This is a genomic window from Cupriavidus sp. KK10 (assembly GCF_018223725.1).
GTDB lineage: Bacteria > Pseudomonadota > Gammaproteobacteria > Burkholderiales > Burkholderiaceae > Cupriavidus > Cupriavidus necator.
The window spans coordinates 212,347-227,995 of the sequence record NZ_CP073677.1 but is presented as its reverse complement, the minus strand read 5'-3'; the positions used below and the strand labels follow the sequence as shown (position 1 = coordinate 227,995).

Annotated in this window: 18 protein-coding genes and 2 riboswitches; of the genes, 3 read left to right on the top strand and 15 right to left on the bottom strand. The window is 67.8% G+C overall.

Going from position 1 to position 15,649, the window contains the following annotated elements; translation table 11 throughout:
• Positions 1–43: 43 nt before the first annotated feature.
• Positions 44–1,996 carry a lytic transglycosylase domain-containing protein gene (locus tag KB879_RS01130; protein ID WP_211980565.1) on the bottom strand — a complete coding sequence of 651 codons (1,953 nt, stop codon included), beginning with the start codon at positions 1,994–1,996 and terminating at the stop codon, positions 44–46.
• Between the two features lie 106 nt (positions 1,997–2,102).
• On the opposite strand from KB879_RS01130, the gene KB879_RS01125 reads away from it, so the two are divergent.
• The gene (locus KB879_RS01125; protein ID WP_013955329.1) at positions 2,103–2,687 is read left to right on the top strand and encodes a 5-formyltetrahydrofolate cyclo-ligase; all 585 of its coding nucleotides are present in this window, start codon (positions 2,103–2,105) and stop codon (positions 2,685–2,687) included.
• 158 nt (positions 2,688–2,845) lie between these two features.
• Here KB879_RS01125 and KB879_RS01120 read toward each other — a convergent pair whose 3' ends face one another.
• The 5 genes from KB879_RS01120 to ahcY all read right to left on the bottom strand — a co-directional run bounded on the left by KB879_RS01120 (position 2,846) and on the right by ahcY (position 6,756).
• Entirely contained in the window at positions 2,846–3,604 is a 759-nt protein-coding gene (locus tag KB879_RS01120) for a Mut7-C ubiquitin/RNAse domain-containing protein (protein ID WP_211980564.1), read from the bottom strand.
• A 51-nt stretch (positions 3,605–3,655) separates the two neighbouring features.
• Positions 3,656–4,015: a TfoX/Sxy family protein gene (locus tag KB879_RS01115; protein WP_211980563.1), complete on the bottom strand. Its 360-nt coding sequence runs from the start codon at positions 4,013–4,015 to the stop codon at positions 3,656–3,658.
• A gap of 8 nt (positions 4,016–4,023) precedes the next feature.
• The gene (gene metF / locus KB879_RS01110; RefSeq protein WP_114131115.1) at positions 4,024–4,854 is read right to left on the bottom strand and encodes a methylenetetrahydrofolate reductase [NAD(P)H]; all 831 of its coding nucleotides are present in this window, start codon (positions 4,852–4,854) and stop codon (positions 4,024–4,026) included.
• 61 nt (positions 4,855–4,915) lie between these two features.
• Entirely contained in the window at positions 4,916–5,266 is a 351-nt protein-coding gene (locus KB879_RS01105; protein WP_013955325.1) for a phage holin family protein, read from the bottom strand.
• 71 nt (positions 5,267–5,337) lie between these two features.
• Positions 5,338–6,756, bottom strand: coding sequence for an adenosylhomocysteinase (gene ahcY, locus KB879_RS01100; RefSeq protein ID WP_010813332.1), 1,419 nt, complete (start codon positions 6,754–6,756; stop codon positions 5,338–5,340).
• Between the two features lie 122 nt (positions 6,757–6,878).
• Positions 6,879–6,994: riboswitch (S-adenosyl-L-homocysteine riboswitch) on the bottom strand.
• Positions 6,995–7,052: 58 nt separating this feature from the next.
• Here ahcY and thiD point away from each other — a divergent pair.
• Both thiD and KB879_RS01090 read left to right on the top strand, forming a co-directional pair.
• A complete protein-coding gene (gene thiD, locus KB879_RS01095; protein ID WP_049800538.1) occupies positions 7,053–7,880 on the top strand; it encodes a bifunctional hydroxymethylpyrimidine kinase/phosphomethylpyrimidine kinase in 828 nt (275 codons plus the stop codon).
• Between the two features lie 5 nt (positions 7,881–7,885).
• Positions 7,886–8,320, top strand: coding sequence for a PGDYG domain-containing protein (locus KB879_RS01090; protein WP_013955323.1), 435 nt, complete (start codon positions 7,886–7,888; stop codon positions 8,318–8,320).
• Between the two features lie 21 nt (positions 8,321–8,341).
• On the opposite strand, the gene KB879_RS01085 is transcribed toward KB879_RS01090, so the two are convergent.
• The 9 genes from KB879_RS01085 to thiC all read right to left on the bottom strand — a co-directional run bounded on the left by KB879_RS01085 (position 8,342) and on the right by thiC (position 15,359).
• Positions 8,342–8,794, bottom strand: coding sequence for a PaaI family thioesterase (locus KB879_RS01085; protein ID WP_013955322.1), 453 nt, complete (start codon positions 8,792–8,794; stop codon positions 8,342–8,344).
• A 106-nt stretch (positions 8,795–8,900) separates the two neighbouring features.
• Positions 8,901–9,170 (bottom strand): type II toxin-antitoxin system RelE/ParE family toxin, encoded by a 270-nt coding sequence (locus KB879_RS01080; protein ID WP_013955321.1) that lies wholly within the window; start codon positions 9,168–9,170, stop codon positions 8,901–8,903.
• The gene (locus KB879_RS01075; protein ID WP_013955320.1) at positions 9,154–9,378 is read right to left on the bottom strand and encodes a TraY domain-containing protein; all 225 of its coding nucleotides are present in this window, start codon (positions 9,376–9,378) and stop codon (positions 9,154–9,156) included. Before KB879_RS01075 ends, KB879_RS01080 begins: the two co-directional genes overlap by 17 nt.
• 52 nt (positions 9,379–9,430) lie before the next feature.
• Entirely contained in the window at positions 9,431–9,949 is a 519-nt protein-coding gene (locus KB879_RS01070; protein WP_211980562.1) for a GNAT family N-acetyltransferase, read from the bottom strand.
• Positions 9,950–9,963: 14 nt separating this feature from the next.
• Positions 9,964–11,100, bottom strand: coding sequence for a thiamine phosphate synthase (locus tag KB879_RS01065; RefSeq protein WP_211980561.1), 1,137 nt, complete (start codon positions 11,098–11,100; stop codon positions 9,964–9,966).
• A complete protein-coding gene (locus tag KB879_RS01060; protein ID WP_010813326.1) occupies positions 11,097–11,933 on the bottom strand; it encodes a thiazole synthase in 837 nt (278 codons plus the stop codon). The genes KB879_RS01065 and KB879_RS01060 overlap by 4 nt, the downstream gene beginning before the upstream one ends.
• 3 nt (positions 11,934–11,936) lie before the next feature.
• Entirely contained in the window at positions 11,937–12,134 is a 198-nt protein-coding gene (gene thiS / locus KB879_RS01055; RefSeq protein WP_211982083.1) for a sulfur carrier protein ThiS, read from the bottom strand.
• Between the two features lie 12 nt (positions 12,135–12,146).
• A complete protein-coding gene (locus KB879_RS01050; RefSeq protein ID WP_211980560.1) occupies positions 12,147–13,340 on the bottom strand; it encodes an FAD-dependent oxidoreductase in 1,194 nt (397 codons plus the stop codon).
• 138 nt (positions 13,341–13,478) lie between these two features.
• Positions 13,479–15,359, bottom strand: a complete 1,881-nt coding sequence (gene thiC / locus KB879_RS01045) for a phosphomethylpyrimidine synthase ThiC (protein ID WP_013955315.1) — start codon at positions 15,357–15,359, stop codon at positions 13,479–13,481.
• A gap of 101 nt (positions 15,360–15,460) precedes the next feature.
• Positions 15,461–15,562: riboswitch (TPP riboswitch) on the bottom strand.
• Between the last annotated feature and the right edge of the window lie 87 nt (positions 15,563–15,649).

Sequence of the window (15,649 nt, the reverse complement as noted above, 5' to 3'; positions counted from 1 at the left end):
CGTCCCGGCAGGGCCCGTCCTGCCCGCCCCCGCAGGGGCAACTTCAGGGCAGGCTGGTAGTGGTCACCGCCGACGGCGCGACCATGCCCAGGCGCGATTTCAGCGACTGCGGCCGGCCACTCATCAATGCAGCATAGTACGTGGCGTTGGAAAGCACATTCTTCACATAGCCGCGCGTTTCATTGAACGGAATGGTCTCTGCAAAGATCGCGCCTTCCACCGGCCGCGCCAGCGTGCTGCGCCAGGCCTTGGGCCGGCCCGGGCCGGCGTTGTATGCAGCCGAAGCCAGCGTCCACGAGCTGTCCAGGTCTGTCAGCACCATGTTCAGGTAGTTGGTGCCGAGCAGGATGTTGATATTGGGATCGGCCATCATCGACGGCGAAAAGTCGGCCATGCCGATCTTGCGCGCGACGTACTTGGCCGTGGCCGGCATCACCTGCATCAGGCCATGTGCGCCCGCCGACGAGCGCGCGTTCATGAGGAAGCGCGATTCCTGGCGGATCAGGCCGTAGACCCACGCCATGTCCAGGCCGACATCGTCGGTGGCACGCTGCATGATGTCGCGGTACGGCATCAGGAAACGCAGCGTGAAGTCATGTTCGTTGCGGGTGCGGTCGGCGGAGTTGACGGTGCGGTCCAGCAGTTCCAGGCGGCGCGCATATTCGGCCGCGGCCAGCAGCTCGCGGTCGCTCATATTGCGCAGTTCCCAGTTCCACTCGCGGTTGCCTTCGAAGCGCAGGTTCATGGCATAGAATTTCTGCGCCCGCTGAAAACCGGCGCGCGTGCGCATGGCCATGGCCTCGGCGTCGCTGACGGCGGTGCGCGCTGGCAGCGTGATGCGGTTGCCCAGCTCTTCGCTGGCCAGCTGGCCGTAGAAGTTGAACTGGCCGGCGATCTGCTGGAAGTTCTGCTGGGCCTCGGTGTCGCGGCCGTCGGCCTTGAGCGCGCGGCCATACCAGTAGATCCAGGCCGGATCCTTGGCGCGCAGTTCGGGGCGCATCAGCTCCACCGCCTGGCGCACCTGCTTCCAGTCGCCCTGGCGCAGCGCGGCGCGCACGCGCCATTCCTGCGTGTCGTCGGAGAGCCATTGGTTGCCGCCCAGGTCCATCTGGCGGCGGTAGTAGCCGGCCGCATCGGGCAGCAGCTTCTTGGCCGCGAACTGGCCGATCACGCCCCAGGCAGCACCCTGCTCGTCGCGCGACAGCGCACCCTGGGCCGTGCCGAGGTAGGCGGCTGCCTGCGACGGGTCGTTGCGCGCCATCTTGACGACGGTGGCCAGCGTATCGCCATCCGCACGCGCGTCGGGCACCAGCGCGGCGATCTTGCCGGCCAGCGTGACAAAGTTCTGTTCCAGCGCCAGACGCGCCTGGTAGGCGACATCACTGCGCTGGATCTGCTGGCTTTGCGCCAGGTAGCCGATCAGGTCGACACAGCCTTCGCCGTAGTATTTGGGGTCGCTCAGCACATTGCGCGCATCGGCGGCCACGTTCTGGCCCTTGAGTGCACGCGACAGCAGCGCATAGCACTCGACCTGGGTATCGTCCTTGAGTGCGAACTGCGGATACTCGACATCGAAATTGGCCCAGTCGCGCTTCTTGCCCAGCACCAGCAGCCAGTCATTGCGCATGCGGTCGGCAATGGCGTCGCCCTTGTAGCGCTGCAGGAATGCGCGCACCTGATCGTCGGGCGCATCGATGCGCGCCAGGCCGCTGGCGTCGAACAGCTGCGGCTTGATGCGGAAGTACTCGACATAGGACGGGACCGGGTAGTCCACCAGCGTGGCCGAGATCGCGTAGGCGCGCTCTACGTCGTTCCTGCGCGCGGCTTCGCGCAGCGCGGTGAAGGCCTCGTCGGGATCGCTCGGGATCACCGCCGCCTGCGGGCGCGACACCGCCTGCGGGCGCTTCTGCGCATGGACGGGCGTGACAAGCAGTGCACATGCCAGCGCGATCCAGGCGGCCCGGCCGGCACGCTGCAGATATACTCCCTTCAGCATTCTTTGCTTCCTTGTCGATGACGGCGGCGCCGGCGCCTGCAACCTTGTGCCCAGCCGCGGCTCCGCCGTCCGTGTTTGGTTCGGACGAGGGGCATTATCCCACGCCATGTCATCCACTCCTGTCACGACCGCACCCAACCCTGCCGCCGACGACCGTCGTGCACTGCGCACGCAGTTGCTGGCGCAACGCGCCGCCCTGCCCGCACGCGCCGAAGCCGACGCACGCATCGCCGCCGCGCTGTCCGGATTGCTGGCCGGCCTGGCCGTGCGCTGCCTGGGTTTCTACTGGCCGATCCAGCAGGAGTTCGATGCGCGCGACGCGGTCGGCCGCTGGCTCGCCGCCATGCCTGGCCGCAGCGCCGCGCTGCCGTCGGTCAGCCGCCCGGGCGCGCCGCTGGATTTCCACCTGTGGACACCGGACACGCCCATGGCCACCGGCCACTACGGCATCCCGGTGCCGGACGGCACCGAGGCCGTGACGCCCGATGCGCTGCTCATACCCTGTGTCGGTTTCAGCCCGGACAAGTTCCGCCTGGGCTACGGCGGTGGCTTCTACGACCGCACGCTGGCGGCCATGGCGCAGCGGCCAGTAGCGATCGGCATTGGCTACGAAAGCTGCCGGCTACCGTTGCAGGCGCAGCCGCATGACATTGCCATGGACTGGATCGTTACGGAATCCGGCCAGTTCTAGTGTCCTGTTCCGTAGATAGCTTGCCAAAATGAAATCGTCCAGTTGGTCGTCAGGCTAGGCGCGAGGAGGCGCCATAGCCGTAGCTATGGCAACGACGAGCAACGACGCTTGGCGGCCAACTGGGCGATTCCATGGCAAGGTATTTGCGGAACAGGACACTAACCCGGCCCGGCCTCGGCGCTCCGCACCAGCTCATCCACCAGCGCACGCATGCAGCGCCAGTGCGAGCCCTCCCAGAACACGCGCCGGCACTGGTCGCAGGTAACAAAGCTGCGATGGCGCTCGAGCACCCCCTCCGGCACGCGCCCGGCCGCGCCGGCCGCATCCAGCGCGCGCAGCGGCGCGTTGCAGTCCAGGCACAGCGAGAACGGCCGTGCGCTGCGCGCCAGGTCCAGCCGCGCAAAGATCTCCCGCACCTGCAGTTGCGACTTGATCGCGCGCACATAGCAGCCGTGGGTGATGCCGCGGCGCTTGAGCAGCTCGCGGTCGCGAGTCAGCACCACGCGGCCCTGGTCGACGGCGATGCGCTCGATCTCGCTGTCTTCGAAATGGTTGTCATAGAGGGTGTCGAAGCCGGTCATGCGCAGCAGGTGCGCCAGGCCGCCCAGGTGCGCGTCGGCGACAAAGCGCATCACCCGCAGCGGCTGCTCGCGTACCCGCAGCAGCGGGGACACGTCGAGCCGTTCGAACTTGGGATAGACCGAGACCCGGTCGCCATCGCGCAGCTGCCGCTCGAAGCCGGACGATTCGCCATTGACCAGGATCAGCTCGACTTCGGTATGCGGCACGCCCAGCGCCTCGATCATGTGCTTGACCGTGGCGGCGCGCGCGCAGGCGCAGGACAGGTCACGCCGGCGCTGGTCCGGCGCGAGGAAGTCGTTCAGTTCCTCGTAGAAGCGGAAGGTGGCGGTGACCATGGTGCCGAGTATGGCACTGTCGGCAGATCGGCGCGATAGCGGCACCTTGCCTCAGCCCGCATTCCCCAGCCGCAGCGCCGCCTCTACCGCCAGCTTCGCCCAGGGTGTCATCGCGCCGGGCGACTCCAGCGCCGCCGGCGGCAGGCTCAGGTAGTGGCGCATGGTGACCTCGCGCTTTGCCGACTGGTAGCGGAAGGGCTCGCTGCCCTCGGCCTCGAACTTGCCGCGCGTGGCGTCATCGGCCTTCAGGTAGCAGGTGCCGCCCGACACCAGCGCAAACATCAGCCCGTCATAGAACAGGCCATAGCCGCCGAACATGCGCCTGGCGCTGACAGGGCCGATGCGCGCCGCCAGCGGCCCCATCAGCTCGAGCAGATGTTCGATGAAGGGATCGGGGCGGCGCGTGGCCATGGCGGGCGTTACAGCTTCAGGCGCTGCCAGATCGCCTTGGTGGCGCCGGCGGCATTGAGCGTGTAGAAGTGCAGACCCGGCACGCCCGCGGCGAGCAGGCGCTCGCACAGCGCGGTGACCACGTCCAGGCCGAAGGCGCGGATCGATTCGCGGTCGTCGCCGAAGCTCTCCAGCCGCTTGGCCACCCAGCGCGGCACTTCGGCGCCGCACATCTCGGAGAAGCGCATCAGCTGCGAGTAATTGGTGATCGGCATGATGCCCGGCACGATCGGCACCTCCACGCCCTGCGCACGCACATCGTCGACAAAGCGGAAGTAGGCGTCGGCGTTGTAGAAGTACTGCGTAATGGCCGAGTCGGCGCCGGCCTTGACCTTGCGCACGAAGTTGTCCAGGTCGTGGCGCGGCGACTTGGCCTGCGGGTGGTACTCGGGGTAGGCGGCGACTTCGATGTTGAACCAGTCGCCGGTCTCGGCACGGATGAACTCGACCAGTTCGTTGGCGTAGCGGAACTCGCCGATCTCGCCCATGCCCGAGGGCATGTCGCCGCGCAGCGCGACGATATGGCGGATGCCGCCGTCGCGGTACTGCTGCAGGACGGCGCGGATGCTCTCGCGCGACGAGCCCACGCACGACAGGTGCGGCGCGGCCTCGATGCCTTCGCGCTGGATTTCCAGGACCGCGTCCAGCGTGCCCTGCTGCGTGGTGCCGCCGGCGCCGAACGTCACCGAGATGTACTTGGGCTTGAGCGGGGCCAGCTGCGCACGCGTGTTGCGCAGTTTCTCCGTGCCCTCCGCCGTCTTGGGCGGGAAGAATTCAAAGCTGAAGTAGCGGTCTTGCATGATGGTGGCGCGCCGCGTTGGCGCGGCGCGCGGTATGGGATTCGTGACAGTGCAGGCCGCGTCAGGCGGTGCGTTCGCCCAGCAGCAGGCTAGCCAGCAGCCACGAGATCACGCTGTACAGGATGGAGCCCAGCAGGGCCGCCCAGAAGCCGCCGACGGTAAAGCCCGACAGCAGGTTGCCGACAAACAGGAACAGCAGCGCGTTGATGACGAAGATAAACAGCCCCAGCGTCAGCAGCGTGACCGGCAGCGTCAGGATCACCAGGATCGGACGGATCAGCGTATTGACCAGGCCCAGCACCAGCGCCGCCAGCATCGCCGAGCCGAAGCTCTTGATGTGGATCGACGAGATGAGGTACGGCAACACGAACAGCGCAACGGCGTTGATGACCCAGACGACCAGTAGTCTCATGACGGCTCCTTGAATGTGGTTTCTCCCCCTCTCCCGCAAGCGGGAGGGGGGCCCTGCCTTACCTGCGCGGATCAGTAGCGGTAGTGGTCGGCCTTGTACGGACCTTCCTTCTTCACGCCGATATACGCGGCCTGCTGTTCGGTCAGTTCGGTCAGCTGCGCGTTCAGCTTGCGCAGCTGCAGGCGCGCCACCTTCTCGTCCAGGTGCTTGGGCAGCGTGTAGACGCCGACCGGATACTTGCCGCTGTCGCGTTCCTGCCAGAGTTCGATCTGGGCGATGGTCTGGTTAGCGAACGAGCTGCTCATCACGTACGACGGGTGGCCGGTGGCGCAGCCCAGGTTCACCAGGCGGCCCTTGGCCAGGATGATGAGCTTCTTGCCGTCGGGGAACTTAACGTGATCGACCTGCGGCTTGATCTCATCCCATTCGTACTTCTCGATCGAGGCAATGTCGATCTCGTTGTCGAAGTGGCCGATATTGCAGACGATGGCCTGGTCCTTCATTTTGGCCATGTGGTCATGGGTGATGACATGGTAGTTACCGGTGCAGGTGACGAAGATATCGCCATGCTCCGCGGCGTAATCCATGGTCACCACGCGGTAGCCTTCCATCGCGGCCTGCAGCGCGCAGATCGGGTCGATCTCGGTCACCCACACCTGCGCCGACAGCGCGCGCAGCGCCTGTGCGCTGCCCTTGCCCACGTCGCCGTAGCCGGCCACGATGGCCACCTTGCCGGCGATCATCACGTCGGTGGCGCGCTTGATGCCGTCCACCAGCGACTCACGGCAGCCGTACAGGTTGTCGAACTTGCTCTTGGTCACCGAGTCGTTGACGTTGATGGCCGGGAAGCGCAGTTCGCCCTTCTGGGCCATCTGGTACAGGCGGTGCACGCCGGTGGTGGTTTCCTCGGTCACGCCGCGGATGGCCTCCAGGTTGCGGCTGTACCAGCTCGGATCCTTGGCCAGCTTTTCCTTGATGGCGGCGAACAGGTAGGTTTCTTCCTCGCTGCCCGGCTTGGCGATGAGCGACGCGTCCTTCTCGGCGCGCGCACCCAGGTGCAGCAGCAGCGTGGCGTCGCCGCCGTCGTCCAGGATCATGTTGGGGGTGCCGCCGTCCGACCAGTCGAAGATGCGGTGCGTGAAGTCCCAGTATTCCTTCAGCGATTCGCCCTTGAAGGCGAACACGGGCGTGCCGCCGGCGGCAATCGCGGCAGCGGCGTGGTCCTGGGTCGAGTAGATGTTGCACGAGGCCCAGCGTACGTCGGCGCCCAGTGCCTTGAGCGTCTCGATCAGCACGGCGGTCTGGATCGTCATGTGCAGCGAGCCGGCGATGCGCGCGCCCTTGAGCGGCTGCGCGGCGGCAAATTCGTCGCGGATCGCCATCAGGCCGGGCATTTCGGTCTCGGCAATGGCGATTTCCTTGCGGCCCCAGCCGGCCAGGTTGATGTCGGCGACGAGGTAGTCTTGCTTCAGGTCGGTCACAGCGTTCATGTTTCACTCCCGGTGAAGAGTGGCACGCAGGTGACGAGTACGGGGAATCTGGCAGCTATGGCATGGCGCAAGGGCACATGCGAAGCTCGCGGATAGGTCGACTCGCCTCCGTGCGGACCACGGATCAGCGAGCGCCGTTGAAGACAGTCCGAGCCTGGCGGATGGCATGGGGCGGCTGTGCCGCCGGCCGTGCGATGTGCTTCGCAGGCCTCCATCCGTTGCAACGCTCCTCGGAGTGGCGGTATTGTAGCGTGCCCGGGCGCCTTGCGCACCGGCTCCCTCCGATTCCTGCACAGATGATCCCAACGCCACCCCGCACCCTGACCATCGCCGGTTCCGACTCCGGCGGCGGCGCCGGCATCCAGGCCGACCTGAAGACCTTTTCCGCGCTGGGCTGCTTCGGCATGAGCGCCATCACCGCGATCACCGCGCAGAACACGCTGGGCGTGACCGGCGTGCACGCCATTCCCGCCGACATGGTGGCCGCGCAGATCGATGCCGTGGCCAGCGATATCGGCGTGGACGCGGCCAAGACCGGCATGCTGGGCACCGCCGCCATCGTCGAGGCCGTTGCCGCGGCAGCGGACCGGCACGGCATCCGTAAGCTGGTGGTGGACCCGGTGATGATCTCGACCTCGGGCGCGACGCTGTCCGATGACGCCACCACGCAGGCCATGGTGCGGCTACTGTTCCCGCGCGCGCTGCTGGTCACGCCCAACCTGCCCGAGGCTTCGTACCTGCTGGGCCGCAGGATCGCGCGCCGCGCCGAGATGGAACAGGCTGCCGCCGACCTGATCGCGATGGGCTGCCCTGCCGTGCTGCTCAAGGGCGGCCACCTCGAAGACGGCGCCGCCGCCGGCGGCCTGGATGACCTGCTGATGCTGGCCGACGGCAGCGTGCGCGTGTTCACGCATCCGCGTGTCGATACCCGCAACCTGCACGGCACCGGCTGCACGCTGGCTGCCGCGATTGCCGCGCAGCTGGCGCGCGGCGATGCGCTGGAGGCGGCAGTGGGCACGGCGCTGGACTATGTGGCGCAGGCCATCGCCGCGGGCGCGGGGCTGCGGCTGGGCGCCGGCAACGGGCCGCTGAACCATTTGTTCGCGCCGCGCGCGCTGGGTTGACAGACATGACGATGCTGGCCGATATCGACCTGCGCAGCGACCCCGAAGCCGCGTTCTACCTCAAGCATGAAATCGTCGACGTGCTGTTCGCCACCGAACCCGGCGAGCTGATCAGCCGCGAGGGACCCAACCGCTACCAACCCGGCGATGCGCTGATCACCAGCCGCGGCGGCGACCGCTGGTGCGTCTCGCGCGACCGCTTCGACCCCAAGTACGAGGCCGTGCCGCCGCTCGCGCACGGCCAGGACGGCGCCTACCGCAACAAGCCGATCCCGGTACTGGCGCGCGAGATGCACGAGGCCTTCAGCATCGCGCGCAGCGCCGGCGGCGACGTGCTGCACGGCAAGCCGGGCGACTGGCTGATGCAATACGCGCCCGGCGACTATGGCATCACCGAGCGCGCACGTTTCGAACAGGTGTACCGGCCGCTGCAGGACTGAGCGGCCAGGCCGACGCCGGGGTCAGTTGCCGCCGGCGGACAGCGGCACCAGCTTAAATGCGGCCCGCGCCACGCACACCACGGTGCCGGCAGCATCCTTGACCTCGCCCTCGCAGAATGCAATGCGCGCGCCGCGGCGCAGGCAGCGCGCCTCCAGCGTCAGCTCGCCGCGCGCTGCCGCCAGAAAATGCGTGGACATATCGATCGTGATCACGCCGGTTTCCAGCGGCGCATGCGAGCGCGCGGCGCCGCTCAGGGTGAAGTCCAGCGTCGCCATCAGCGTGCCGCCATGCACATCGCCGCGGCTGTTGACCAGCGACGGGTGCGCCGGCAACCGCGTGCGGCAAAGGCCCTCCTCGATCTGCACCGGCTGCAGGCCAAAATAGCGCATCAGCGGCACGTCGATGCCGAAGTAGGGCTTTTCGGGCGTGCCGGGGGCGACGGGGACGATTTCGGGGGCGGTCTGGGAGGACATGGTAGGGATGGCGGGGGATGGTTGGCGGGGAAATGCTGCCCGCCATCATAGCGGCGGGCTGCCGCTCGGTTTTGGCGGCTGGGCGAATGTCGCACAAATCTTGGCGCTAGCGATACACGTCCCTGCGGTTCCCAAGACGCAGCACCACAACAGTGATGCGCGCGTCCTCGATCTGGCAAATCAAACGCCAGTCGCCGACCCGGTATTTCCAGTATTCGCCAAGCTCACTCCCCTTCAGGGCTTCGCCAAGCGAGCGGGGGTCGTCGGATGCCGCGACTTGCTCGCGCAAGAACGTGACAATACGCCTGGCGACCGGCCGATCCAGCTTGGCAAGTTGTTTCTCTGCCGTTTGCGTGACTTCAATCCGCCAGGCCAAGCCGCGCCTCCAGCTCATCCAGCGTTACCGTGGATTCTTCGCCGGCGCGAACACGTGCGGCAATCTTGTCTGCCAGATACAGGTCCTCAAGATCATCAAGGTGCTGCATGATGGCCTCACGCGCATAAAACGTCTTGGTGCGGCCGGTGCGTTTGGCAAGGGCTTCCAGGCGGTCTTCGATGTCCTCTGGTAGTCGGATGGCGAGCATGGCAGCCTCCAAAGTGATTGCTATACAAGTATAGCAACGATGGGTCCTGGCGTCAGAATATCTGCCGCATCGCCACGCGTTGCCGCAATCCCGCCGCCCGTTGCGCCGCCAGTGCATCCGCCAGGAGGGGACAAAGCTCGTCATCGCGCAACTGGCGAAACCCCAGGGATGCATAGAACGGCGCATTCCACGGCAAATGCGCAAACGTGGTCAGGTTCAGCGACCGCAATCCGTCCGCCCGCGCCCAGCCCTGCACCGCCCCAACCAGCGAGCGCCCGATGCCGCGACGCCCGTGGTCAGGGTGTACATCCATTTCATCGAGGTAACCGCATTCGCCTTTGCGGCTGGCCAGCGCAAAGCCGGCCAGTTCGCCGCCGCGCTCGGCCACCCACAGGCGCCGCTCGCGCTGCGCGGCGGCCAGTGCCGATTCCGGCGTACTGACCAGGCGCAGTAGCGCGGGCAGGTCGGCGTCAGGAAACAGCGCCGCCGCTGCCAGCTCAATTTCGGGCAGGCGCGCCAGGTCGTCCGCCACCGCCAGGCGGACGCGGTGCGCGGCGGCGGTTGGCGCCATGGCGAGAGCCGCGTTCAGGCGGCCGGGAACAGGCTGACCAGGTGGGCCACCGCGGCCGGCACGTCATCAGCCTCGGTCACCGCGCGCACCACGGCGGCACTGCCGGCGCCGACGGCCAGCACCTCGCGCATATTGGCCACGTTGACGCCGCCGATGCCCACCAGCGACGGGATCACCGGCTGCATCAGCTTCACATAGGCGCGGAAGCGGCCCATGCCCTGCGGCTGGGTCGGCATCACCTTGGTCGTGGTGGGGAAGATCGCGCCGAGCGCCAGGTAGCTGGGGCGGATCGCGGCCACGCGCAGCATCTCGGCATAGCCATGGGTGGAGACACCCAGGCGCAGACCCGAAGCGCGGATCGCATCGAGGTCGGCATCGTCCAGGTCTTCCTGGCCCAGGTGGATGCCGTAGATGCCGCTGTGCTCGCCACCGTTGGCGGCGCGGTAGTCGATCGCGGCCTGCCAGTGGTCGTTGACGAACAGGCGCGAAGACGAGCCCTGCATGGCCTTCGCCGCGCGTGCGATCTCGGCGCGCACCGCGGCCGGGTCGTCGGACTTGAAGCGCAGCTGCACCGTCGGCACGTTCAGCGGCGCCAGGCGCTCGATCCATTCGGCGCTTGGCACCACCACGTACAGGCCCAGCGCGGGGCACGGCGCGAACGGCGCCGCGGCCTGCTCGGGGGCCGCCAGGGCGGCGTGCCGCACGTGCGGGAAGCGGGCAAAGTCAGACGGCCAGTCGGCCGAGCCCGGCTCCCAGGCACGTGCCAGGCACAGCGCGTCGTGCGCGGGGAAATGCAGCGACAGACTGGCCAGCAGCACCGCAACGAAGGCGGGCGAATGCGGCTGGTCGGTGTCGGCGGCAACGGAGAAGACCCACGTGCCCATCGGCGAGCGCACGGTGTCGATCCACTGGCCACCCTCGCGGTCGGTCTCGATCAGCGTGGCGCCCGCGGCGGCGAGGCGCGCGATCGTGCCTGCGTCGGCTTCGCCGTCGAACAGCAGCACGTCGTGGGCGCCGGGTTGCGCGGGTGCGTCGGCCAGGCGCCAGGCCTGCCACGGCTTGTCATCGACGCCGAAGGTCTCGCCATAGTGTTCCAGCACCGCCTGGCGCAGCGGGCCGTCGCTGGCGGCATGCACGGCGCGGCGGGTCATGCGCGCTGCTCCGTGCTGTCGGCGTGCCAAAACGGCATGCCGACGACAGGGGTGCTGGCCTGCGCCACCTCGCGCTCGGGCATCGGCCCGGCCAGGTAGGCGGTGCGGCCGGCCTCAACGGCCTGCGCAAAGGCGCGCGCCATATTGACCGGGTAGGCAGCCTGCGCCACCGCGGTATTGAGCAGCACGCCGTCGTAGCCCCACTCCAGCACCTGCGCCGCGTGCGACGGCAGGCCCAGGCCGGCATCGACGATCAGCGGCGTGTCGGGCAGGCGCTCGCGCAGCACGCGCATCGCGTGCGGGTTGACCGCGCCGCGGCCGGTGCCGATCGGCGCGGCCCATGGCATCAGCGCCTGGCAGCCCACGTCGAGCAAGCGGCGGCACAGCACCAGGTCCTCGGTGCAGTACGGCAGCACCTTGAAGCCTTCCTTGATCAGGGTCTCGGCCACGGCCGGCAGGTTCAGCGTATCGGGCTGCAGCGTGTAGTCGTCGCCGATCAGCTCCAGCTTGATCCACGGCGTTTCGAAAACCTCGCGCGCCATCATCGCGGTGGTGATCACTTCCTGCGCGGTGAAGCAGCCGGCGGTATTGGGCAGCACCGGCACGTCCAGCGCCTTGAGCATCTGCCAGAAGGCCTGGCCGCCCTCGCCGGCGCCGACCGCGCCCTGGCGGCGCAGGGCAACGGTGATCATGGCGGGCCTGGAGGCCTGCACGGCGGCCTCCAGCGTGGCCGGCGACGGGTAGCGCGCGGTGCCCAGCAGCAGGCGCGAGCCAAACGACTCGCCATACAGCACGAACGGGTCGCGCAAGGTTTCGGAAGGTTCGAAAGTCATGGGTCAGCCTCCCGTCACGGGTTGCACGAGGTCGATGCGGTCGCCGGCCGCGAGAAGGGTGTTGGCGTGGGCGCCGCGCGGCACGAACTGGCCGTTGACCGCCGCGGCAAAGGGGGGCACGATCTGCGCCGCGCTCACCGCGTCCGCCAGCGTGGCGGAATCGGCAAGGGCGAGCGGTCGGCCGTTGAGCAGGATTTCCATGTCAGTCATGCGTTAGTGCAGCAGTCCGCCAGGTGCGGCCATGGTAGTGGCGGCGGGCGCTTCGGTCACGGCTTCGATCATGCCAGGCCAGCGCAGCGCGGCCGGCACCGCATGGGCCGCGGGATCGCCCTTGAGCAGCGCGCCCACCACCGCGCACGCAGCCTCGGTCACCGCCGGCGCAATCAGAAAGCCATGCCGGTACAACCCGTTGACGCGCACCACGCGCGCGCGCTGGTCCACGCGGATCGCCGGCAGGTGGTCGGGCCGCGTCGGGCGCCGCTGCACGTTCAGCTCCAGCACGCGCGCTTCGCCGAAGGCGGGGTGCAGCGAATGCGCCGCCGACAGCAGCTCCAGCGCGGAACGCACGCTCATGGGCGAATCATCCTCGCTTTCCAGCTCGGTGGCACCGATCACGTACAGGTCGTTGGGCTTGGGCGCGATATAGATCGGGTAGCGCGGATGCAGCAGCCGTACCGGCCGGTGCAGCCTGACGTCGGGCGCATGCACGCGCACCACTTCGCCGCGCAGGCCGCGCAGCCCCGGCTGGGTGCCGCCGGGTTGCGCCGGCCACGACGCGCGCGCGCCCAGGCCGCGGCAATCCAGCACCACGTCGGCACGGATACCAAGTTTGGGCAGCGATTCGGCATCGACCTCGCCGGCCTCCCAGAGGCAATGCACGCCTTCGCTGACCGCGCACGACAACAGCGCGCGCAGCGCGCCACGGTTGTCGAGCTGGCCTTCGCCGGCCAGCAGCAGGCCCTGCGGGAAGCGGCCCGCCAGCGCGGGCTCGACTTCGCCCACGCCCTTGCCATCCAGCGCGCGCAGCCGCTGCGACACCAGTTCGGGCGGCGCCACCGCGCGCACGCGGCTGGTGAACAGCGACATCTCGGCGCGGTCGCGCGCATGCCAGACCACCAGCGTGCCGTCCTCCTGGAAAAAGACCGGCTCAGGCAATTCGGCCAGCCAGGCGCGCCACAGGTCGACGCTGGCGATGCCCAGGTCGACGATGCGGCGCTCGGCAATGGCCGATTCCGCCAGCGGCGCCAGCATGGCCGCGGCCACATAGGCGGCCGAGCCCGCGCCGTCCGGCCCGGCCCGCTCCACCAGCGCCACGCGGGCGCCGCTGCGTACCAGTTGCCAGGCGGCCAGGCGGCCGGCAAGACCGGCCCCGAGGATGGCGACGTCAAACGACTGCACTGCTGTCATGAGGGGTGTAGTGCCGGACGCGCCATGCGGCCGCGTCCGGCCTCCTTGTTGTCGGTGCCGCCGCGCGGGGCGCTGCGCGGCGGGGGATCATGCGCGGGCATGGGTTGCGACGCCATGCCCGTACTACCTGTCACGGCATCACGAGTAGATCTTGCTGCCCTTCTTCAGGAACTCGATCGACTTTTCTTCCATGCCCTGCTTCGCTTCCTTGGGCAGCGACGCCGCGTAATCGCGCACTTCCTGCGTGATCTTCATCGAGCAGAACTTCGGCCCGCACATCGAGCAGAAGTGGGCGATCTTGGCGCCTTCGGCCGGCAGCGTGGCGTCGTGGTACGAACGCGCGCGTTCCGGATCCAGGCCCAGGTTGAACTGGTCTTCCCAGCGGAATTCGAAGCGTGCCTTGGACAGCGCGTTGTCGCGCAGCTGCGCGCCGGGCCAGCCCTTGGCAAGGTCCGCGGCGTGCGCGGCGATCTTGTAGGTGATGATGCCTTCGCGCACATCTTCCTTGTCCGGCAGGCCCAGGTGCTCCTTGGGCGTGACGTAGCACAGCATGGCGGTGCCCATCCAGCCGATGTTGGCCGCGCCGATGCCGCTGGTGATGTGGTCGTAGCCGGGGGCGATGTCCGTCACCAGCGGTCCGAGCGTGTAGAACGGCGCTTCATAGCAGTGCTTCAGCTCTTCATCCATATTGGCCTGGATGCGCTGCAGCGGCACGTGGCCCGGGCCTTCGATCATCACCTGCACATCGTGCTCCCACGCCTTGGCGGTGAGCTCGCCCAGCGTGCGCAGCTCGCCGAACTGGGCGTCGTCGTTGGAGTCAGCGATACAGCCCGGACGCAGGCCGTCGCCGAGGCTGAACGACACGTCATAGGCCTTCATGATTTCGCAGATCTCGTCGAAGTGCGTGTACAGGAAGTTTTCCTTGTGGTGCGCCAGGCACCACTTGGCCATAATCGAACCACCGCGCGAGACGATGCCCGTGACGCGGTCGGCGGTCAGCGGCACATAGCGCAGCAGCACGCCGGCGTGGATGGTGAAGTAGTCCACGCCCTGCTCGGCCTGCTCGATCAGCGTGTCGCGGAACATCTCCCAGGTCAGGTCCTCGGCGATGCCGCCGGTCTTGTCCAGCGCCTGGTAGATCGGCACCGTGCCGATGGGTACCGGCGAGTTGCGCAGGATCCATTCGCGGGTTTCATGGATGTGCTTGCCGGTGGACAGGTCCATGATGGTGTCGGCGCCCCAGCGGATCGACCACACCATCTTTTCCACTTCCTCGGCCAGCGACGAGGTCACCGCCGAGTTGCCCAGGTTGCCGTTGATCTTGACGCGGAAATTGCGCCCGATCGCCATCGGCTCCAGCTCGGTGTGATTGATGTTGGCGGGAATGATGGCGCGGCCCGAGGCGATTTCCTGGCGCACGAATTCCGGCGTGATGTCTTCCGGACGCAGCGGCAGGCCGGCGCCCAGCGCGTTGCCGGGGTGCTGGCGCAGCAGCGCCTTGTATTCGGGCTTGTCGTACAGCGCCTGCAGGTTCAGCGACTCGCGCAGCGCCACGTATTCCATTTCCGGCGTGATGATGCCCTTGCGCGCATAGTGCATCTGCGACACGTTGGCACCGGCCTTGGCGCGGCGCGGGTTGGTCAGCTGGGCAAAACGCAGGTGCGCGGTGGCGGGGTCGTTGGCGCGGTCGCGGCCGTATTCCGACGACAGGCCCTTGAGCACTTCGGTATCGCCGCGCTCATCGATCCACTTGGCGCGCAGCGCCGGCAGGCCGGCCTTCAGGTCGATATGCACGTCCGGGTCGCTGTACGGGCCCGAGGTGTCGTACACCGGGATCGGCGGATTGGACATCTCGCCCTTGTCGGTGCGCGTCGACGTTTGCAGGATGGTGCGCAGCGGTACGCGGATATCCGGGCGGCTGCCGGTCAGGTAGGTCTTGCTGGAAGCCGGATAGGCGAATTTCTGGTCGAGGTCGCTTTCGAGCGATTCGAAGGATGCAGCGGGGGCAGTACGGGCCATGGGTGTCGTCCTCTCTCTTGCGGGGGTGGACGAAACCAGGAGCCTTGTGAGCGCTGCCTGGGGCCTGAGGCCTGGGGCGGCGAGTCCCGGAGGGACTGGAGACTTGGTCTTGTGAAACTTCCCACGCCGGTACTAGCCGGATCGGGTTCGAAGGGACTCTCTCAGCCGCACGGCCCATCCGTACGGCACCCCTGTTTCATCCAACGGGGTGAATTTAAGCACAAGCCCCCGGCGGGCGCTAGTGCCAATTGACCTCCATTTGTGGTGCCACAGCTGTGCGCACAGGTATC